This is a genomic window from Janthinobacterium sp. SUN073 (assembly GCF_030397665.1).
Classification (GTDB): Bacteria; Pseudomonadota; Gammaproteobacteria; order Burkholderiales; family Burkholderiaceae_D; genus Janthinobacterium.
On record NZ_JAPUBT010000003.1, the window covers coordinates 136464 to 156991 of the forward strand.

Annotated in this window: 18 protein-coding genes; 8 read left to right on the forward strand and 10 right to left on the reverse strand. The window is 64.0% G+C overall.

Annotated elements, in window-relative coordinates; translation table 11 throughout:
* Positions 1 to 39: 39 nt before the first annotated feature.
* From O0882_RS11325 to O0882_RS11345, 5 genes are all read right to left on the reverse strand, one after another.
* A complete protein-coding gene (locus O0882_RS11325) occupies positions 40 to 483 on the reverse strand; it encodes a DUF6386 family protein (RefSeq protein ID WP_289947956.1) in 444 nt (147 codons plus the stop codon).
* Positions 480 to 956 (reverse strand): DUF4262 domain-containing protein, encoded by a 477-nt coding sequence (locus O0882_RS11330; protein ID WP_289947958.1) that lies wholly within the window; start codon positions 954 to 956, stop codon positions 480 to 482. Before O0882_RS11330 ends, O0882_RS11325 begins: the two co-directional genes overlap by 4 nt.
* 102 nt (positions 957 to 1058) lie before the next feature.
* A complete protein-coding gene (locus tag O0882_RS11335; RefSeq protein WP_289947959.1) occupies positions 1059 to 2456 on the reverse strand; it encodes a tetratricopeptide repeat protein in 1398 nt (465 codons plus the stop codon).
* Positions 2457 to 2634: 178 nt separating this feature from the next.
* On the reverse strand, positions 2635 to 3264 hold the full coding sequence (locus O0882_RS11340) for a 3'-5' exonuclease (RefSeq protein ID WP_219889931.1): 630 nt from the start codon (positions 3262 to 3264) through the stop codon (positions 2635 to 2637).
* A 53-nt stretch (positions 3265 to 3317) separates the two neighbouring features.
* Positions 3318 to 4568: an Hsp70 family protein gene (locus O0882_RS11345; RefSeq protein ID WP_289947967.1), complete on the reverse strand. Its 1251-nt coding sequence runs from the start codon at positions 4566 to 4568 to the stop codon at positions 3318 to 3320.
* 179 nt (positions 4569 to 4747) lie between these two features.
* Here O0882_RS11345 and O0882_RS11350 point away from each other — a divergent pair, with 179 nt between their 5' ends.
* Both O0882_RS11350 and O0882_RS11355 read left to right on the forward strand, forming a co-directional pair.
* Positions 4748 to 6832, forward strand: coding sequence for an Ig-like domain-containing protein (locus tag O0882_RS11350; RefSeq protein ID WP_289947969.1), 2085 nt, complete (start codon positions 4748 to 4750; stop codon positions 6830 to 6832).
* A 166-nt stretch (positions 6833 to 6998) separates the two neighbouring features.
* Complete coding sequence (locus tag O0882_RS11355; protein WP_289947971.1) at positions 6999 to 8096, forward strand: LacI family DNA-binding transcriptional regulator; 1098 nt, start codon at positions 6999 to 7001, stop codon at positions 8094 to 8096.
* 166 nt (positions 8097 to 8262) lie between these two features.
* Here O0882_RS11355 and O0882_RS11360 read toward each other — a convergent pair whose 3' ends face one another.
* Complete coding sequence (locus O0882_RS11360; protein WP_289947974.1) at positions 8263 to 8682, reverse strand: YidB family protein; 420 nt, start codon at positions 8680 to 8682, stop codon at positions 8263 to 8265.
* Between the two features lie 373 nt (positions 8683 to 9055).
* On the opposite strand from O0882_RS11360, the gene O0882_RS11365 reads away from it, so the two are divergent.
* The 5 genes from O0882_RS11365 (at position 9056) to O0882_RS11385 (ending at position 14942) form a co-directional block, all read left to right on the forward strand.
* Positions 9056 to 9529: a DUF6328 family protein gene (locus tag O0882_RS11365; protein WP_289947975.1), complete on the forward strand. Its 474-nt coding sequence runs from the start codon at positions 9056 to 9058 to the stop codon at positions 9527 to 9529.
* A 284-nt stretch (positions 9530 to 9813) separates the two neighbouring features.
* On the forward strand, positions 9814 to 11031 hold the full coding sequence (locus O0882_RS11370; RefSeq protein WP_289947978.1) for an MFS transporter: 1218 nt from the start codon (positions 9814 to 9816) through the stop codon (positions 11029 to 11031).
* 192 nt (positions 11032 to 11223) lie between these two features.
* Positions 11224 to 11637, forward strand: coding sequence for a hypothetical protein (locus O0882_RS11375; RefSeq protein ID WP_289947980.1), 414 nt, complete (start codon positions 11224 to 11226; stop codon positions 11635 to 11637).
* 30 nt (positions 11638 to 11667) lie between these two features.
* Positions 11668 to 13128 (forward strand): hypothetical protein, encoded by a 1461-nt coding sequence (locus tag O0882_RS11380; RefSeq protein WP_289947982.1) that lies wholly within the window; start codon positions 11668 to 11670, stop codon positions 13126 to 13128.
* Entirely contained in the window at positions 13125 to 14942 is a 1818-nt protein-coding gene (locus O0882_RS11385; protein WP_289947984.1) for a hypothetical protein, read from the forward strand. The genes O0882_RS11380 and O0882_RS11385 overlap by 4 nt, the downstream gene beginning before the upstream one ends.
* A gap of 16 nt (positions 14943 to 14958) precedes the next feature.
* Here the strand turns inward: O0882_RS11385 and O0882_RS11390 are convergent, their stop codons facing one another.
* The 4 genes from O0882_RS11390 to O0882_RS11405 form a co-directional block, all read right to left on the reverse strand.
* A complete protein-coding gene (locus O0882_RS11390) occupies positions 14959 to 15474 on the reverse strand; it encodes a hypothetical protein (RefSeq protein ID WP_289947985.1) in 516 nt (171 codons plus the stop codon).
* A 72-nt stretch (positions 15475 to 15546) separates the two neighbouring features.
* A complete protein-coding gene (locus O0882_RS11395) occupies positions 15547 to 16479 on the reverse strand; it encodes a hypothetical protein (RefSeq protein WP_289947986.1) in 933 nt (310 codons plus the stop codon).
* Positions 16480 to 16516: 37 nt separating this feature from the next.
* Positions 16517 to 18064, reverse strand: a complete 1548-nt coding sequence (locus tag O0882_RS11400) for an ATP-binding protein (RefSeq protein WP_289947987.1) — start codon at positions 18062 to 18064, stop codon at positions 16517 to 16519.
* Entirely contained in the window at positions 18064 to 18894 is an 831-nt protein-coding gene (locus tag O0882_RS11405) for an alpha/beta hydrolase (protein WP_289947988.1), read from the reverse strand. Before O0882_RS11405 ends, O0882_RS11400 begins: the two co-directional genes overlap by 1 nt.
* Before the next feature lie 232 nt (positions 18895 to 19126).
* Here O0882_RS11405 and O0882_RS11410 point away from each other — a divergent pair, with 232 nt between their 5' ends.
* Complete coding sequence (locus tag O0882_RS11410; protein ID WP_289947989.1) at positions 19127 to 20374, forward strand: PepSY-associated TM helix domain-containing protein; 1248 nt, start codon at positions 19127 to 19129, stop codon at positions 20372 to 20374.
* Positions 20375 to 20528 lie beyond the last annotated feature (154 nt).

Here is a 20528-nt window from a genome sequence, read left to right on the forward strand (position 1 = left end):
GGAATAGTCAGAAGTTGAACGGGGATAGCATACGCACGATCAAATACGCACGAGGTCGCAAAACGCATTGCTGCTGCGCGCATCGGGCACAAATGCCAGGCTGATGTGCGCGCCATCGCGACACGCCTGCACGCGGTAGCTGCCTGCGGGCACGTCCATGAACAGGCCACCACAGGCCGTGTCCGGTTCCAGGCCGCCGCCCGTGACGTCTTCCCCGGCACCGATGAAGACGCGGCCCGAGACGACGGCCAGATGCACGCTCGCGTGCGGCTCGGCAAGTTCCGCGTACAAGGCGATGTCATAGGCGCCGTCGCCACCCACGTTGAAAAACGCCACTTGCCCCGCATTCACAGCCGCCAGCTCCGCGCCGGCGATGCTCCACCAGTCGCAGTCATCGTCCAGTTTGTGGCGTGCCAGCGCCGGGTCGAACACGCACACGGTGGCCGTGCCGGTCACAATGGTGACGAGCTTGCCTGCCGTCATGCCGCCAGCGGCGCAGGTCCCAGCAGGGGCTGACTCTCCACATATTGCGCGCTGGCTTGCGCCTGCCAAGGGAAATGGCCATCGCGCGACGGCCAGACGATCTGGTACAAGGTAAAATCATCGCCCTGGTAATACCAGCGCGCATAGCCGACATAGTTGCGGTATTGCTCGACGGGCACGCGCACGAAGGCGCACTGATGGCCTTCCAGCAAGGCGTCCGTGGTGGCCGTGAAATCCATGATGGCGCCGCTGCGCGCGGCGTCCAGCGCCACGTCGAGTATCTGGTGGGCCATGGCGCGCGGCAAGCCCATGATGAGAAATTCAGGCAGGCCAAAGCTGTGGCAAGCGCCTATCGTGAAGGCATAGCCGGGACCGACTTCATCAGCACTGATATGCACGCCATGCCAGCCATGCGTGGCAATGTCGTCGATGACTTTTTGCTCGGATGCATCCTCGCCTGCCTGCCTTACCATGTCCCACCTTTCACTGTGCCAAAAACCCGCGCCACCTTCGCGACATGCTCTTAGGCAATTATCGCATGCAGCGCGCGTCAGTGCGCGCACGCTGCCGGCGCTTCAGTCTGGCGGCGGCAGCGGCGGGGAACGCCCCTGATGCCCCTGATACCATTGCCGCATGCGCTGCCGCGCCTCTTGCAACTGTGCCGGTTCCAGCCTGGCGGCCGCCGCTTCCCAGGCCCTGGCCGCCCCGCCATCGCCGCCCTCGGCCGCCAGCGCCAGCCACATGTAGCCGCACAGCACATCCTTCTCCACGCCGCGCCCGCTGTTATACATGCCGCCCAGGTTGTACTGGGCCAGCGCATGGCCCTGGCCGGCCGCGCGCGCATACCATTGCACGGCCAGGCCGTCGTCTTGCGGCACGCCATGACCGTTCGCATACATGACGCCCAGGTTGTTTTGCGCGCTGGCATCGCCCTGCTCGGCGGCCGTGCGGTACCAGCGCACGGCGCAGACCTCGTCGCGTTCCACGCCCTGGCCATTGGCATACATCACGCCCAGGTTGAACTGCGCATTCGACGCGCCCTGGGCCGCCGCCCTGGCATACCAGTCCAGCGCCTGACGCAAGTCGCGGGCGATGCCGCGCCCGCCAGCATACATGCCACCCAGATTGTATTGCGCCATGCAATGGCCCTGCAGGGCGGCTCGCCGGTACCAGGCCACGGCGCGCGCCTCGTCGCGCTCCACGCCCTGGCCTCGCGCCAGCATCAGGCCCAGGTTGAACTGGGCGTCGGCATCGTCCTGCTCGGCCGCCCGCTGCAGCCAGGCATAGGCGCGCAGCTGGTCGGGCGCCACGCCCAGGCCTTCCGCATACGCCACGCCGAGTTGCCGCTGCGCCACCGCCAAGCCCTGGGCGGCGGCCTGGCGAAACCAGGCCAGCGCCTGCGCATCGCTTTGCACCACGCCCTGCCCCCGCTTGTAGATGAGTCCCAGGTTCAGCTGCGCCTGCGCATCGCCCTGCAAGGCTGCCTTGCGGAACCAGGCCAGCGCCAGCGCATCGTTCTTTTTCGCGCCCAGCCCCTGGGCATACGCTACACCCAGCATGGATTGCGCACTGGCCACGCCCTGTTCGGAGGCACGGTAAAACCACGCCAGGGCCAGCTCGTCGCTCTGCAGCACGCCCCGTCCCTTGCGGTACATCTGTCCCAGGTTTTGCTGGGCCGAGGCATCGCCCTGGGCGGCGGCGCGGCGAAACCACAGCACGGCGTCCTCGTCGCTCTGCGCCACCCCGCGGCCGTGGTAATACAGGGCACCCAGGTGGTTCTGCGCAAACGCCAGCCCTTGCAGCGCGGCCAGGCGTAGCCAGACAAAGGCGCGCGCATCGTCCTGCGCCACGCCTTCACCCTTCTTGTACATCAATCCCAGGTTGAACTGGGCATAAGCATTGCCCTGTTCGGCAGCCGTGCGGAACCAGATATACGCCTGGTGGCTATCTCTGGCAGTATGGTGCTTGTCCATGTGCGCCCCCATCCACATTGCGCTTGCCGGCAGCACGCGCAAAACGGCGGCCCAGGGCGGCGAAATCGTGTGTGTTGCCTAAATTTTAAATTCGATGCGAGGGAAGGACTTGAGCAGGCTCAAACGAAATAACAAAATTATATCGTTTTGATGAGCCCGCTTAGAGACGATGCGAAGATCAGCGGCGTGATGGATGCTTTTGCAGGAATTGCGGCACTTTCGCGGCCGCCAGCTTGTTCAGCGACACCAGCAGATCGGCGTCGACATCGGCGATGCCATAGCTGCTGCGCAAATGGCGGCCGATATGGATCAGCACCTGCGCCGCCACTTCCGCATCGGACTCGGCCCTGTGGGCGGCGCTCTTGAAGGCGATGCCCAGCTGGCTCGACAGCAGCCCCAGCTTGTAGCTGGACAGGCCGGGAAACACGCGGCGCGACAGTTTCAAGGAGCACACGAGCGACTGGTGCGCCGGTGTCAGGTTCAGCCTGGCGCTTTCCGCGCGCAGGAATTTTTCATCGAAGCTGGCATTGTGCGCCGACAAGGCATCGCTGCCGATGAAGTCCAGCAACTGCGGCACCACCTCGGCCACGGGCGGCGCCTTGTCCACCATCGCCTGCGTGATGCCCGTCAAGCCCGTGATGAACGAGGGGATGCGCGCATTGCAGTTGATCAGGGTCACATAGCGGTCCGTGATCCGCCCGCCCTCGATGCGCAGCGCCGCCACTTCCGTGATGCGGTCGCCCATGTCTGGCGACAATCCGGTCGTCTCGAAGTCGATCATGACGATCGGTTTGTCAAACACATTCATGGGGCGTTCTTTCGTGGCTACAGCAATGGGCGATACTCAATGGGTGATGATTATCAACCGAATTTGCGTACCGCGTCCAGCGCCAATCCCGCACCGATACTGCCGAACAGGTCGCCTTCGACCTTGCGCGCGGCCGGCACCAGGGCGGCGATCTTTTCGCGCAACAGGCGCACGCCGCTCGATCCGCCCGTGAAGAACACGGTGTCGACGGCGTCCGGCGCCACGCCCGCGTCGCGCAACAGCCGCAGCACGGTTTCTTCCACGGAGCCGCACAGGTGACCGATGGCGTCGTCGAATTGCGTGCGTTTCAGCAACAGGCTCTGCGCAGGCGACAAACGGTCCAGCTCCAGCTGCACTTCGGCCGCGTCGGACAGGGCAATCTTGCCCTCCTCCACCTTCATGGCCAGCCAGTGGCCGGCCCGCTCGTCGATCAGCTTTTGCAAGCGCCCCATCTTGTCTTGCTCACGCGCATCGCGGCACACGTCGGCCAGTTGTACCCAGATCTTCTTGGTGTACGCCAGGTTAATGGTGTGCCAGGTCGCCAGGTTGAAATAATAGCTGGACGGCACTTCGCTATTGTTATGCAGCCGGCTGCCATAGCCGAGCAGGGGCATGACCGAAGACAGGCTCAGGTATTTATCGAAGTCCGTGCCACCGATGTGCACGCCGCCCGTGGCGAGGATGTCGTCGCGCCGCTCGGTTTTTTGGGCCCGCTCGGGCGATAGGCGCACCAGCGAAAAGTCGGAAGTGCCGCCGCCGATGTCGGCGATCAGCACCAGCTCTTCTCGGTCGATCTGCGACTCGTAGTCGAAGGCGGCGGCAATCGGCTCGAACTGGAAGGCGACGTCCTTGAAACCGACGGAACGGGCCACGTCGGCCAGGGTGTCTTGCGCCAGCTGGTCGGCTTGCGCATTGTCGTCGATAAAGAAAACGGGACGGCCGAACACGGCGGACGAGAATTCGCGGCCAGCCGATTGCTCCGCGCGGCGTTTCACTTCGCCGATGAATTGCGCCAGCAACATGCGGAATGGCAGCGCGCGGCCGCCCACTTCCGTCTGGCCATCGATGAGACTGGTACCCAGCAAGCTTTTCAGCGAGCGCATCAAACGCCCCTCGTAACCGGCCAGATAGCCGGCCAGCGCCGCGCGGCCAAAACTGACTTCCTCGTCTTCCGCATTGAAGAAGACAACGGACGGTAAGGTCGTCTTGCCATCTTCCAGGCCGAGCATGGTGCTCTGCCCGGGACGTGCCCAGCCTACCGTGGAATTTGACGTGCCGAAATCGACGCCGCAAGCATTGGCCATGTCGACCCTTCCCTGAATAAAGGGGCGTTATCTTATCAGAATGCACGCCATTGCACCAGAAAAATACTTCCGGCACGGCCAAGACAACAAGCTTGCTTTGCATCAAGTAGCGACGGCGTGCACAAGCTACTCTTGGAAAATTGACGCCGAGCAACTCGGCCAGCTCCCGGAGACCCATCGTGCCCCATGCCCCCCTGCGCCACCTGCCCGCTGCTTTGCTGACTGCCCTCCTCGTTTCCCTGGCCGGCTGCGGCGGCGGGGGCAGTACCGATACCCAGGCTGGCGCCGGCTGCTCGCTGCACAGCACGGCAGGCTGCGGCGGCAGCCCGCCGCCACCCGTCGTGCCACCCATCGTGCCGCCCGTCACGCCACCCGTGATTCCGCCCGTCACGCCGCCAGAGCCGGCCAGCCTGGCCAGCGCCGTCAATCTGGTGTTTTCCAGCACGGAACTGGCCTCGGCGGGCCTGGATGGCAGTGAAGTGGCCGTCACGGCCCTCGTCAAGGATGGCGCCAACCTGGCCTTGCCAAACGCAAAGATTTCCTTTTCCGCCGATTCCGGCATCCTCGGCAGCGTCGATGCCGTGACGGACAAGAACGGCCAGGCGCGCGCCCTGCTGGGCACGGGCGGCGTCAACAGCAATCGCAGCATCACCGTGACGGCTAATGTGGGCACGCGCAGCGGCAAGGGCACGGTAGCGGTCACGGGCAGCAGTGTGGAAGTGCTGGGGCCGGCCGCACTGATGCTGGGCCAGGGCGCCGACCTCACCGTCACCGTGCGCGACTCGGCAAAGCGGCCCGTGGCCGGCGCCGCCATCGCCTACAGCACGGGCGCCGGCAATGGCGTGCGTGTCAGGGATGGCGGCGCGGCGCTCAGCAATGCGCAGGGCCAGCTGCTGCTGCGCCTGACGGCAGGCAGCCTGGGCAAAGATGCCGTGTCCGTCAGCGCGCTGGGCGCCGCCGCCACGCAAGCGTATGCCGTGGCCGGCAGCGATCTGCGCCTGAGCCCAGCCGTGGGCCAGGACGCCAGCGGCGCGGACGTGCTGCCGGAAGTGGCGACCCTGGCCTGCCAGGCCATCGACGTGCGCTACGACAAGGCGGGCGTGGCGCAGACGGGCAGCGCCAGCCTGTCGACTTCGCGCGGCAGCCTGTTTGCGGACAGCGCCTGCAGCCAGGCCTTACCCGCCAGTTTGATCTTTAACAATGGCAACTTGCCGCGCAGCTATGTGCAGTCGGCCAACGCGGGCGTGGCCAGCATCACGGCCGCCGTGGCGGGCGGGCCCTTGGCGCAGACGCGGCTGGAATTCGTCGCGCCATTGAGCCCTGCCAGCAAGCTGGCCGTGCAGGCGGAACCGGCCGTGCTGCGCGCGAATACGAGCACTTCGGCGGCCTCGGCCGACAACGCCAGCAGCAGTATCAGCACAAGTATCAGCACAATCAGCGCCGTGGTGCGCGATGGCGCGGCGAACAACCTGGTCAAGAATGCGCCCGTCGTGTTTACCATCTTGAGCGACCCCAGCGGCGGCTACCTGCGGCAGGCGGGCCGCGTGCTGACGGGCAGCGACGGCCTGGCGCGCGCCGTGTATGTGGCGGGGCCGGCCGATAGCGGGCGCGACGGCGTGCTGATCCAGGCCCGCATCGAGGGCGCACCGCAAGCGGCGGCCACGGCCCTCGTGCGCCTGACGGTGGCGCGGCAAGCTCTGTCGATCAAGCTGGGCACGGGCAGCCTGCTGCGCGAGTATTCGACCAGCGTGCTGCAAAAGGACTTTACCGTGTTCGTTTCCGACAGCGCAGGCAACGCCGTGTCCGGCGTCGCCATCACGGCTGCCGCCTGGCCCAGCCGCTATGCCAAGGGATACTATGTGTGGGAGGCGGACAAGCCCGAGTTCCCCGACACGGGCGTCTGGCGCCCGGCCCTGCCCCGCTACAGCTGCGCCAATGAAGATGTCTTGCGCAACGGCATTTTTGACGCCGCCTACGACCGCAACGGCAATGGCGTGCTCGATCCGGGCATTCCCCTGACCGTCAGCGCCAGCGGCCTGAGCGACGCGCTGGGCATGGCCACCGTCACCCTCAGTTATCCGCGCAACCATGGTTCCTGGGTGCACGTCGCCCTGACGGTGCGCGGCACGGTCAGCGGCACGGAAGCGAGCGCCACGACGGAACTGCCCTTGCCCACGCTGGCCGGCGATTTCAGCGCGCGCCGCGTGGACCCGCCAGGACGCATCAGCCCCTATGGCAGCGGCACCTGCGACAGCCCCGACTGAGGGGCAAGCATACCACTTGCCATTAAATCAAATTATTTGCAACATGGATAAGAAAACAGTCTTGCCACATGGAAATATTTTCGCTATGCTCATTTTTCCCGCCCAAGCCGCCACAAGCGGCCGGGCCTGCAGGAGTACTTTGAGACAGATTGCTTGCCAGACCAATATGCGAAAAAAGAATACTGTAGCCTGGACGCCCGGCACCGCCGCCCGCCCCCTACCCGGTGCCGGACGGCGCGTGACCTCGTATGACGTGGCCCTGCTGGCCGGCGTGTCGCAATCGGCCGTGTCGCGCTGCTTCAAGCCGGGCGCCAGCATCTCGCCCGCCACCCAGGCCAAGGTCATGCAGGCGGCCATCAGTCTCGACTACATCCCCAACGCGGCCGCGCGCAGCCTGATCACGCGGCGTTCGAACCTGGTGGCCGTCATCATTTCCAACCTGGCCAACCTGTACTATCCGCAAGTGCTGTCCGACCTGAGCCAGCAAATCGCCCGCCAGGGCAAGCGTTTATTATTGTTTACCCTGGAACGCGAAGCCGATATCGGCAAGGTCTTGAGCGACGTATGGCAATACCAGGTCGATGGCGCCGTCGTGGCCGCCGGCCTGTCGGACGAGCAAATGCTTGAGTTTGGCCGGCGCGACGTGCCTCTGGTGCTGTTCAACCGCAGCCCCCGCGAACACGCCGTACATGCCGTGCTGTGCGACCAGGGGGAAGCGGCGCGCCTGCTCGTATCGCGCCTGGCCGAGGCGGGTCACCGCCAGTTCGCCGTCATCGATGGACCCGGCGACTCGGCCGTGGCGCAGGAACGCAAGGCCGGCGTGCTGGACAGGCTGTTCACGCTGGGCTTGCCCGCCCCCATCGTCGTCAGCGGCAACTACGATTACGCCAGCGGCGGACGGGGCTTGCGCAAGGTCATCGACCGCCTGGGCCGCGTGCCGGACGCCGTCATTTGCGGCAACGACATCATGGCCATCGGCTGCCTGGACACGGCGCGCCACCAGATGGGCATCCAGGTGCCGCTGCAAATGTCCGTGGCCGGCTTCGACGCGCTGGAAGCGTCGGGCTGGCTCAGCTACGACATCACCACCCTGCGCCAGCCCGTGCAAAAAATGGCCACCGACGCCGTCGCCATGCTGGGAGAATTAATGGAACGGCGCGGCGGCAACGCCGAAAGGCGCCGCTATTGCTCGTATCTGGTGGAGGGCAGTACGGCAAGGCTGACCAGCGAACCTCAGCGTCTCGGCATGATGGCCGCCGCCTGAAAAACACCCGTGGCGTTGTTGCCGGCCCCTCGCCGTACTTGCGTACTGTCTTCGGGGCGGCGCCTAGCCACAGGCGTTTTTCAGACGTTCAAAGTTCGCACACAAAACCTTGCAAATAAAAAACCTCGCATCACTGCGAGGTTTTAGCGCTCTGCGGCAATGAATATCAACCGAATATTTTACCCTTGAGCATATTCAAGCCCTGGCTGACGAGGTCATTGCCTTCTGGCACTTGGCCGTTCGGCGTCAGCTTGTCGATCAGCTGGGGCAGCAAGGCTGCCAGGCCGCCCGAGGCCGCGTCCGGTGCGACGCCCGCTTTTTCAGCGATCTGGGTGATTGTGTCGGCCCCCAGCGCATCCTTGATCTGTTCGCCGGAGACGGGCGCATTGGCGCCGGTGCCGATCCAGCTGGCCACCTGGTCGCCCAGGCCGCTTTCCTGGAATTTCTGCAGCAGGCCCGGCAAGCCGCCATGCTGGTTGACCAGGTCCATCACGCTGGCCATCAGCCCCGATGACGCTTCCCCATCCGCGCCCTTGTTGCCCAAAGCGCTCATCGCCTGTCCTGCAAGTTGATCTAGCAAACTCATCGTATTCTCCTGAACGCTGTCAATCAATGCCGCACATAGCGGCGTCCGGTACGGTCGGCGCATAATCACCGACACACACAACAATTATACTATATATAATTTGAATGCCATATTTGCAATTTAACGAGCAACTCAAAAACAGGCCCGGCCGTAGCTGCACCCACCTCCATCATATTTAGTTCGACACAACATGCAAGCGTAAATTGACGGTTCGCAGAAATGTGTAAAATTAATTTCCCTGTTTACTGGGGGAGTATCAAGTTCCGGCTGCTTAGCGGCTGGCATCACGCAATGCTTCTGAAGGTGCGCCCGCCCACAGTCGGCCTGCTCGCTTGTGCGTAGACTGGCCCCATCACCACCACGAGGACGGCCCATGCCACACGCGCGACACCAGGATGAAGATGGCCAGCCCGGCGACGAAGGCGACTTGTCCGACCTGCTCAGCGAATTGCGCATCCTGCTGCCGGGCGCGCAGATGCTGACGGCCTTCCTCATCATCCTGCCTTTCAACGGCGGCTTCGCGAAGATCGTGCAGGCGGAAAAAATCGTCTTCCTGCTGACGTTTTTCCTGTCCATGACCAGCCTGGTTCTGCTCAGCGCACCAGCCATCCAGCACCGCGTGATGCGCCCCCTGCAAGACCGCGAGCGCTTCAAGCGCGTGGGCGACCGCATCATGATGTGCGGCGCCTTTTCGCTCGCGTTGGCGTTTATTTTGGGTACCAATCTGGTCATGTCGGAAGTCTTTGGCCACATCGCCGGCATCGTCGCCTGCGTGCTGATGGGCACACTCATCATTTGCATGTGGTGGTGGCTGCCCCTGCACTTGAAGCACGCCAGGAAAATCTAGCCGGCGAGGCCCGCCAGCTCAAGCAAGGTCTCGAGGAAGAGCCCCAACAGCGGATGGATTCCGTGTTATCGTTAACAACAAGAGCAAACTCGGGTGTGTGCAGTGCAGCATATTTTAGCCGTTGCCCAGCAAAGCTTGCCCGAATCTTTTACAATGTTGTCCTTGGGCAGTTGTTACAGCCCAAAAATACCGGCCATCCGTCGACTCTGGTGGCGCATTGCCACTTCCGGCCGGGCCACAGCGCGCCTCTCCACCCTGTCATTCTTTACCCAACTAACAAGAACATGCACGCCTCCGTAGATCCCCTGATTCCGCGCGTCACCGCGCCTTTTGGCGCTGGCTATGCCGACCTGGCCCTGGCCCTCGGCGGCCTGGCCATCGGCACGGGCGAATTCGCCTCCATGAGCATCCTGCCCGTGGTCGCCGACGACCTGGGCACGACCTTGCCGCAGATGAGCCACATGATCAGCGCCTACGCGCTGGGCGTGGTCGTCGGCGCGCCCCTGATCACGATCTTCCTGGCGCGCATGCCGCGCCGCCTGATGCTGATCTGCCTGATGCTGATGTTCGCTGGCGGCAACTTGCTCAGCGCCATTGCCCCCAACTATGGCTTGCTGGTGGTGGCCCGCTTCGTGGCCGGCATCCCGCATGGCGCCTACTTTGGCGTGGCAGCGCTGGTGGCGGCCGCCCTGGCCGAACCGGACAAACGGGGCCAGGCCGTGGCCCGTGTCCTGATGGGCTTGACTGTCGCAAATATCTTCGGCGTGCCGCTGGCCACGTATATCGGCCAGACCCTGGGCTGGCGCTCGGCCTTTTTGCTGGTCGCCGCGCTGGGCTTGCTGACCATGCTGATGGTGCGCATCTTCGTGCCCATGGTGGCCGCTGGCGATTCCAGCCCGCGCCGCGAACTGGGCGTGTTCCGCCGCCTGCAAGTGTGGCTGACCCTGCTGATGGTGGCCATCGGCTTCGGCGGCATGTTCGCCGTCTACACTTTCATCACGCCCACCTTGCTGGAAATCACGAAAGTGTCGCCCCTGGTCATTTCCATCTTGCTGGCCATCATCGGTGTCGGCATGACGGTGGGTAATCTGATCGGCGGCTGGCTGGCCGACCGCTCGCGCCTGTGGACCATCTTCGGCGTGCTGCTGTGGAACGTGGCCGCGCTGGCCGCGTTTACTTATACCAGCAGCAATGTCTGGCTGACGGCGATCAACCTGTTTGCCATCGGCGCCGGCATCGCCGTTGCTCCCGCCGTGCAGACGCGGCTGATGGACGTGGCCGGCGACGCGCAAACGGTGGCCGCCGCCCTCAACCATTCCGCCTTCAACATCGCCAACGCGCTGGGCGCCTGGGCCGGCGGCATCGCCATCGCCATGGGCATGGGCTTGCGCTCGACGGGCTGGGTGGGCGCCATGCTGGCCTGCGGCGGCATCGTCGTGCTCGGTATTTCCGTGCTGGTGGAAAACCGCAGCCGCAACGTGGGCGGCGCGCAGCCGGCCTGAGTCGCACCCGTATGCGGCCGCCGATCACGGCGGCCGCATTGCCCAGCACTACGCTCTTTCTCCCCCGCAGCATCCCCCTTCGCAGTCCCGCTCTTTCCACATCGCGTTTGTTCTAGCGCAAATCGCCCCCCATGTTTTGCCCTATTGTTAAATATGCTTTTGATGTATTTTTCCTTTTCCGGGAGAAAGATCATGAAGAAACCCGCTGCGCCCCCTGCCTCGGAAAGCTATACCTTGCACGCTGATAGTGTCACTGCGGACGTATTTGCCTTTGGCCAAAATGCGTCCGCCAGCAAGACGGTCACCGGCCTCGATAGCGCCACGCAAAAGGCCTTGCAGGATGCCATCGCCCAGCTTGAACAAGCGATCAGCCAGCTGCCCCTGAATGCCGGTGCGGCGGCCATTGTTAAACAAGAAACACAGGCCATGGCTGACATGGTGCGCTCCGGCAAGACACAACCCGAAGGGATGCAGCACATGCTGCACAGCCTGAAAGACAAACTGCAGATGGCCGGCGTGGTGATTGCCGACATGGTAGCCCTGGCGGCGCCCGTCAAGGCGATTGCCGGCGCGCTGCGCCTGCCATTGCAGTATTTCGGCCTGTGATGGCACGACACACAAACGGTGGAGGCGAACATGACGGACCCCATACCCGAAGAACTGCAGCAAGCCGCCACCAGGCAGGCTGAGCAGGCAGCGCACCAGCACGATGACGCGGAAGTCATCCGCCTCCTCGGTGGCCAGGCCTTCCTTGGCGGCCTGGTTTTTCGCCGCCGCATACTGCATTTCTTCCATAAAAATTATGACGCCGTGGCCCCCGAGTTCGGCCTGGACGTGCGCCTGCTGATACAGATTTGCCTGGTTGGCGAACAGCTGCAGCGCCGCTACAGGCTCGTCTTCGCTGCCACCTCGCTGCTGATGCTGCTGGCCTACCTGCTCGACATACCGGCGCTCATCGTGCTCGGCGCGCTCGTGGCGGCAGGCGCCAACGTCAGCCGCGCAAACGCCGCCAGCCGCCACGCGCAGGGTTTTCGACGCGGCAACTTCAACTATGCGGCCTGCGTGCAGCAATATGGACGGCACCCCATTCCCAAGCGCATCGAAGACGCCCTGCCAGCTCCCGGGCAGAACCTGATCCTGTACCGCGGCTTCATCCCGTTCATCGGCGCAGGCATCCAGGAAAGCGGCTGGTCGTTCAACTGCGCGCTGAACGCGCCCCGTGGCGAAAATGCCAAACAGCCCGTCACGCCGTTCACGGCAACGCAGTTGTACGCGCATATCAAGGCAGCGCTGCAAGCCATGCAGCTGCCTGGCTTGCGCTGCATGGACCCCGTTTTTGTCCATGGAACGCAGGCGCGCGGGCCGGAAGACCTGTGCTTCGGACCATGGCAGCGTCCTGCCCAGGTGATCGCCGCTGCGCGCCTGGCGCAATGCCTGGGTACCAGCGAGCGGCATATGCGCCACTATCTGTGCGTGCAGATTGCCGACTGGGGTGGTGAAATCATCACCACGTACTATGTCCGCTTTGTGTTGCGCGGCAACGGCCTGTATGTCGAATTCAATCGCTATTTCCTCGGTCCGGTGGAAGACTCCTACCGCAAGGTCGACAAACTGGCCAAGATCCGCTGGCAGGAACGCTTGCAGCTCTGGCTGGCCGCCTGCGTGCTGGGCCCCTTCATGGCGTTTGTCGCCACGCTGCTACTGCTCGTCGACGAATTGTCCCGCTTTGCCGAGTCCTTCAGCATGGACAAATATGTGCGCGAACGCGCGGAGCATATCGAATACAGCGCCAGCTACAACTTCGGTGCCAGCACCAGCTTGCGCGAAGCGCTGTCGGCGCCCACGTGGCGCCATTACTTCCAGCGCTCGGACGAGGATTTCAACCGCAAATTAATCGAACGCAAACTGCTTGACGAGCTGGCCGACTTCCTCGAAGCGCATGGCTACGACAGTGCCGATATCCGCGAACGACGCACTACCATCCTCAACAACGGGATCATCGTTCATGGCGGCAATGTTCAGGCGGAGGCCCTGGCCGTGGGCGCCGGCGCAAAAGCCGGCAAACAGGATGTGGCACACGCTCCGGCTGCGGCATGATGAACGAGGATTTGCTGCTATTGCTGTGCAATGGCCTCGCCTTGGGCATGCTGACGTCGCTGGTCGCCTGCGGCCACAGCTTGCTGTACCGCGAGTACGGAGCACTCTGCCTGGGCTTTGCCGCCTTGCCCAGCGTAGCAGCCATGCTGGGCAACACGGCGATCATCTGGCTGCAAGGCCCGCTGGCTGGCCTGCCCTCCTACGCCATGCTGCTGTTGGTGCTGGCGGCGAGTTGGGCCGCAGCTGCCCTCATGCTGGCCCTGTACGAGCGCCATTTCTGGCAGCACATGCGCCGCGCCACGCCGGTGGCGCAATTGCTGGCAGGCCTGGTCATCGCCATCACCGTCCTGGTGATCGCGGCCCGGGTGTGGGACGAGCAGATGTTGCCCGCCTCATTGCCGGACCGGGATTTCATCGATCTTGGCGGCGCCGTCCTGCCGTTGCCACAAGTCGCGATCGTAGCGATGGGCATGCTGCTGATCTGCCAGTGCCTGCACTATTTCCCTGCCACTACGGCGTCCGGCACGTCTGCCACCAAGCGCCAGCGCACAGCCCTGCTGTGGGCGGGGCTGCTCGGCGCGGCAAGCGGTGTGGGAGCGGCCCTGCTCTTCGGTGCGGCCAGGCCTGCAGCCCTCTCCATCGGCGCGGCGCCACTGGTAGCGCCCTTGGTGGCGGCGTTGGCCGGCGGACTTGGAAACGTCAAGGGCGGCGCCGTCGCGGGCTTAGCACTGGGCCTCCTGGGCGCCGGCTACGCCACGTATATGGCGGAGCTAAGCGGCGGTGCCCTGAACAGCGAGACGAGAGATATCATGATGCTGGTGCTGCTGGCGCTCGCCTGGCGCGCGCGTCGATGGTGGCCGAGGCTGGCGGCTGCGCCCATGCATGGCGCAGCGCTGCCGGTGGCCGTGCCGAGCGACACTCCCGATTCCCATGCCCGGACGTTTGCCATCATCGCCGTCCTCATCTTGTTCAGCACGGTTCTGGATGTGCTGTTGCCCTTCAGCCTGCTAGCCAGCCTGAGGCGCAGTGTGCCACTGATCGTGATCGCCATCGGCCTGTACTGCGCCGTGGGCCGGGCGCAGCTGCCTGCATTGGGCTACCTGATCTACCCGGCAACGGGCGCCTGCGTGTACGCCATGCTCAGCGGCGCCGATGGCATGGCCCAGCTGCCGCCATGGCTATTGCTCGTGGCAGGGGGAGCCGTCGCTGCCACGCTTGCCGCCCTGCTGTATTTCTGGGCACGCACGCTGCAGGCCGAAGCTTGCGCCATCGTGTCGCTGGCCGTGTACGCTGCCGCCATGCCATGCATCGAGCAACTGGACGATCCCGCCTATCCTGGCGGCACTGCGCTGACGAAACTGCTGATCCGCCCGCTGGTGGAGACCACGTCATCGACCACCTTCCTGGTTGGCATGCTGGTGGTGGCAGCCGCGTCCGGCCTGCTGTACCTGATCCATAAAATGGCTCCCGCCTCGCGTGCCGGCAACCACGTGGCAGCCGGCCTGATTGGCGGCGTCGGCGGCGCCTTGCTGGTGGCGACGCAAGCATCGTATGCGCCTCAGTATTTTTCCATGTACCCCTACATCGTCCTGTTTGCCATGGTGCTGGTACTGAAAAGATTCGGGCTCTGGTGCATCATTGCGGGCGCCGTGCTACTGGCCAGCGTACAAACCGTGCTGTCGGGCTGGCAATGGCTGAATCCGACGCTCTGCGTGCTGGCACTGTCTATCGCCAGCCGCTTGCCGGAACGCATGCCATTGCTGCACGGCATGGCATACACGCCATTTGGCCCCAACCGCTACCGCCTGGAGTAAAAGCAGTCGCGGGCCATTACCTTATATCGTGGCCATTGGAAATTTGCCGGCGGTATTCACGCTCGAACGCGGCAAGGCTCTCCGCCTGTGCCCACAGGCTGGCGATATAGTGGAACTCATCCTCGAACGGCTGCTCGAAATCGGGCACGTTGATCGCGTATTCGCAATTACGGCTCAGCATGACCAGCCAGTCGGGATAAGCTAGCACCGGATACAAGCGGGTAAAGATGGCATCGAGCGAAGACGCACTTTCCCGCCCTGCCAGGTAAGCGGCGCGCAGTTCGACGATGTATTTGCCGGCCATAAATTGCTCGTCAAGCCGCTGCGCGCCACGGTAGCGCTCGATGATCACGTCGGCCAGCGCCAGCACCTCGTCGCGGTCACGGGCGCTGGCCAGCAGCACGACCTCGAGGTCGTCGCCTTCCTGGTCCAGGCGCAAACGCTCCACGGCCCAGTCGACGCAGCGGTCGGCCTGGTCCAATCCCATGCGCAGCTGAAAAACAACGATCTCAAGTTCCGTCAATTGTTCCATGTCTTTCCCTCCAATGCCGCTCACGGCCACGTCGTCCCCGAGCGTGCTTCAGCGTCATCGCGCACCCAGGTTTCAAGCTTTTGTTTCCCGCTTGCCACCGCCACGCAAGGCTGACAGCCAGCGCGGCCACCGCTCCTGCACGCCGCCGTTGTCTGCCGACTCGCGCCAGCAGTCGTCATAGGGGAACAGATCATCGTGCGCTGTCGTGTTACTGACCAGACATCGCTGCGTCAGCAACTCAATTCTTTCCGCCAGGGTCAGCGCCGGAAAGTGCCCTGCGTCCGCCGCATCTGCCACCTGCCCCGCCAGATCATACTTGCCATCCACATTGTAAAATCGCGTATCGCCCACGACATAATCGCGGCGGAAAGACGTGCGCCATTGGGAATTACCACCCCATCCATGCGACAGGTCGTTGACAGGGCGTCCCTTGCGGCGGTCAGCCCAGTACAGCGTCGATGCGTCGGCGATACCAGGCTTGAAAATTGTCTTGCCAGCGCAAACATCCACGCCACCACGCGCAAACAGCATGTTGCCGAGCATCACGCACGGCCATCGCCACGCCATGATCGCGGCACGCGCATGCACAGACCCAGCGGGCTTGAGTTCGACTATCTCGTGATAAAAAGGCGAAAACTCTGCCGGTCGCAGCACCGTCATTCCCATCGCCTCGACGAAAGCTTCATACTCGGCGAGCGACAGCGGCGGTCCGGCCCAGCCTTCGCCATTGCCATTGCCGCGAGCCTGTTGCAAGGGCAAGACCAGCACCTGGCCTATGCGGCTGAACGCCTGGAGTACCCACAATTCCTCGTTGCTTGCTGGCGGAACAGGATTTCCTTGCCTTTGCGCAAATGAGCGCAGCCAGGCCAGCGCAGGCGGATTCGCGCGCAACCAGGGAAGAAGCAGGTCGGCATACACGCCATCGCCTTCGTAATCGAGCAAGGCATCGTGAAGCGCGCGGGCGCCATCCAGCAAATCACACAGATCCCATTCTGCCTGGATCACGCTGTGGGACGATTGTAGTTGACACGGCATGTATCGTTCACCCTGCCTGCAGCATCTTCTGCAGCAGCGCATCGAGCTCATAAAAATCCACGGGCTTGGTCAGATGCAAATCAAAACCCGCATCGGACGCCATCTGGCGGTCCTTGTCCTGGCCCCAGCCCGTCACGGCGACCAGGATGGCATGTTGGCCGCACGGCTGGGAACGCAGCAGGCGCGCCACGTCATAGCCATTCATGTGCGGCAAGCCGATGTCGAGCAGGATCACGCGCGGCATGAAGGCTTGCGCGGCCGCCATGCCGGCCGCGCCATCGTAGGCCGTGCGCACGTCGTAGCCGAGGATGTCGAGCGCCAGCGCCAGGCTTTCGGCCGCGTCGGCGCTGTCGTCGATGACCAGCACCTTGCCTTCGCGCGTGCCGGCCAGCAGGCGGCGGTTGACCGGCGTTGGGGCCTCCAGCGGCACGGCCGGCAGCGGCAGGCGCAATGTGAAGGTACTGCCCTGCCCCACGCCATCGCTGTGCGCGCTGATGCTGCCGCCATGCAATTCGGCCAGGCCCCGCACCAGCGACAGACCGATGCCCAGGCCACCCTGGGCCAGCGACAGGGCCGGCGGCAACTGCGAAAACAGGTCGAAGACGGTGTCCAGATGCTCGTGCGCGATGCCGATGCCCGAATCGCGCACGCTAATGCGCACCTCGTGTTGCGTGCATGCCACGTCCAGCCAGATGAGGCCGTTGGCGGGCGTGTACTTGACGGCGTTGGTCAGCAGGTTGGCGATCATCTGCACCAGGCGCGTGGCGTCGGCGTCGAGCCAGATGGGCCGCGGCCATTGCTCCACGTGCACCTTGTGGCCGGACTGCGCCGCCAGCTCGGCGACGCTGTGCAGGGCCGCGTCCACCACGGGCGCCAGTTCCACGCTGGCGCGGCGCAACTCCAGGCGCCCCCGCGTGATGCGCGACACTTCCGTCAAGTCGTCGACCAGGTGCGTCATGTGGCTCACTTGCCGGTCCAGCACGTCCCGTGCCCAGCACAGCTGCGGATCGTCCAGCTGCGCCAGGCGCAGCACTTCCAGCACATTGCGCATCGGCGCCAGCGGGTTGCGCAGCTCGTGCGCCAGGGTGGCCAGGAATTCGTCCTTGCGCCGGTCGGCAGCCGCCAGCTGCTCGTTGAGCTCGCCGGCCTCCTTGCGCGTCAGCTGCAGTTGCTGCTCGTATTTGCGCCGGTCGCTGGCGACAAAGACGGCGACCTCGTCATAACGGACGCCCTCGTGCACGCGCCGCACGGCATTGAACAGCATGGGGATGGACTGGCCCTGGCGCTGGCGCATGTCGAGCAGGATTTCCGACACACTGCCCTGCACCTGCATCAGCGGCAGCCAGTGCGTCTGGTGGAACACGCGCCCGCCGATGGTCAGCAAGTCTTGCAGTTTCTTTTTCCCGAGTAATTCCCCTGCGCCATAGCCGAGCCAGCCACAAAAGGTGGCGTTCGCCTGCACGATGGTGCCGTCGGCCGTGCACAGCAGCAAGCCGCAGGCCGCATGCTGGAACAAGGTGTTGGCATCAGGCAAGGAAGGCAGCGTGTCGCGCATTACAGGTGCAAGCCGTCGAGAAAGTGGCGGATGGCGCGGTAGCTGGCATCGGGCGCGCTCATGTGCGGGCAATGGCCCACGTTCTCGACCACGTGCAGGCTGCTGTGCGGCAGCATTTTGTGCAAATACTCGCCCACGGGCGGTGGCGCGATGAAGTCGTCGCTGCATTGCACGATCAGGGCCGGTGTGCGGTTATGCGGCAAGATGGCGCGGTGGTCGGATAGAAACGTGGCTTGCGCGAAATGCCGGGCGATGGCGGGGTCCGTGCGGCAAAAGCTGTTCACCAGGTCTTGCCCCAGTGCCGGCTGGCCGGGCGCGCCCATGATGGCCGGTGCCATGCTGGCGGACCAGCCCAGGTAATTGCTGTCCATCGCACCGAGCAAGTCGTCGATGTCGGCACGGCTGAAGCCGCCCCGGTAGCCGGACGCCGCGTCATCGATATAGCAAGGTGACGGCGCCAGCATGATTTGCGTGGCGAACAGCTCCGGCTCTGCGATGCTGGCCAGCAAGGCGCTCATGGCGCTGACGGAATGACCCACGCAAATGACGGGGCCGCCGCCGACGGCATGGATGACTTCCCGCAAATCGGCGCCATGTGCGTCCAGGCGCGCGTAGCGATCGAAATCATAGGCGTCCAGGTCCGAAGCGCCGCTGCCGACCAGGTCGAACAGCACCGTACGGTAACGGGCACGAAACAGCGGCTCCAGGTAACGCCACATGGTCTGGTCGCAGCCAAAGCCATGCATGAACACCATGGTGGTTGCCGCACCCGCCTGCGGCGCACAGCTGCGTTCGCTCACGCGGATATTATTACGGTCTTCTATACGCATGTTCGTCCTGAGTATTGCCACATGGAACTCAAATTGGCATCTTGCTAGCATCTTAACATGCGCGATTTGACCCTGGCCAACACCAATGGCGCTGGACAAACGTCTGGCCACGGCGGATAATGAGAACGATTCCCATTATCAAAATACCAGGCCCGTGCCTGGCGTTCCCTGTGCGCCGCCATGGCGCCTGCTGGCGGCAACAAGCCGGTTTCATGTTGAAGGTTTGTACCGCATGCGCGCTTTCTGGACTGTCATACACCGCTGGGCCGGCCTGACCATCGCCCTCTTCCTCATCGTTGCAGGCCTCACGGGAGCAGTCACCTCGTGGGATCACGAACTGGACGAATGGCTCAACGCCGACATCATGGACACGCCGGGCCGCGGCCCCCTGCAGCAACCATTTGCGCTGGCGCAAAAGGTCGCCGCCGCCGACCCGCGCGTGGCAGTCAATTACATGACCCTGGGCCTGGAAGAAGGCCATGCGGCCGCCTTCATGGTGCGTCCCCTGACCGATCCGGCGACCAACAAGCCGTTCGTGCTCGACTACAACACCGTCTACATCGACCCCGTCACGGCGCAGATCACGGGCACGCGCGATTCGACGGCCATTTCCCTGTCGCGCCGCAGCCTGATGCCCTTCCTGCGGCATCTGCACTACAGCCTGCACGTGCCCGCCTTCTGGGGCACGGACCGCTGGGGCTACTGGCTGATGGGGAGCGTCGCCCTGATCTGGCTGCTCGACAGCATGGTGGCGTTTTACCTGACCACGCCACGCCGCCTGCGCCCACGCGCGCAGGACGAGGCGCCGCGCCACCGCGACGCCGCCAGCTGGTGGCAGCGCTGGAAACCGTCGTGGGTGCTGCGCTGGACGGCGGGCGGCTACAAGCTCAATTTCGATTTGCACCGCGCGGGCGGCCTGTGGGTATGGGTCATCATCATCGTCGTCGCGTTCACCTCGTTCTCGCTGAACCTGTACCGCGAAGTGTTTTATCCCGTCATGTCTCTGGTGTCGACCACCACGCCGGGTCCGTATGAAACGCAGACACCGGCGCCGTACGGCACGTACATCACGCCCGTGATCGGTTTTGAACAGGCGGTAGACATTGCGAAGAAGCAAGCCGTGCAGCGCGGCATCACGGCGCCCATCGGCGGCATTTATTATGGCGGCAATTATTCGTTCTACAACGTCTCCTTCTTCGACCCGGCCGACGAATTCGGCGCGGCCGGCATGGGCCTGTCGAACCTGTACGTCGATGGTATCGACGGCAGCATCATCGGCCAGCACAAGCCGTGGGAAGGCACGGCCGCCGACGTCTTCGTGCAACTGCAATTCCCCCTGCACTCGGGCCGCATCCTCGGCTTGCCGGGACGCATTTTGATGTCCTGCATGGGCATCATGGTGGCCATGCTGTCCGTGACGGGCATCGTCATCTGGGAGCGCAAACGCCGTGCGCGCCGGCTGCAGGCGAGAAGCCATTGAACTTCATCTGAAGCAGCGATGCCATAACAGCGCAATGCATAACGCAAGGCCTGACGTGTAGCGGCCTCCCATCTCCGCACTTTGCTACCCAATAGCCGGCACATGCCGGCTGCCTGCGCTGCGCGTTTTCCGTGCGCCAGCCCGGCCAACACCA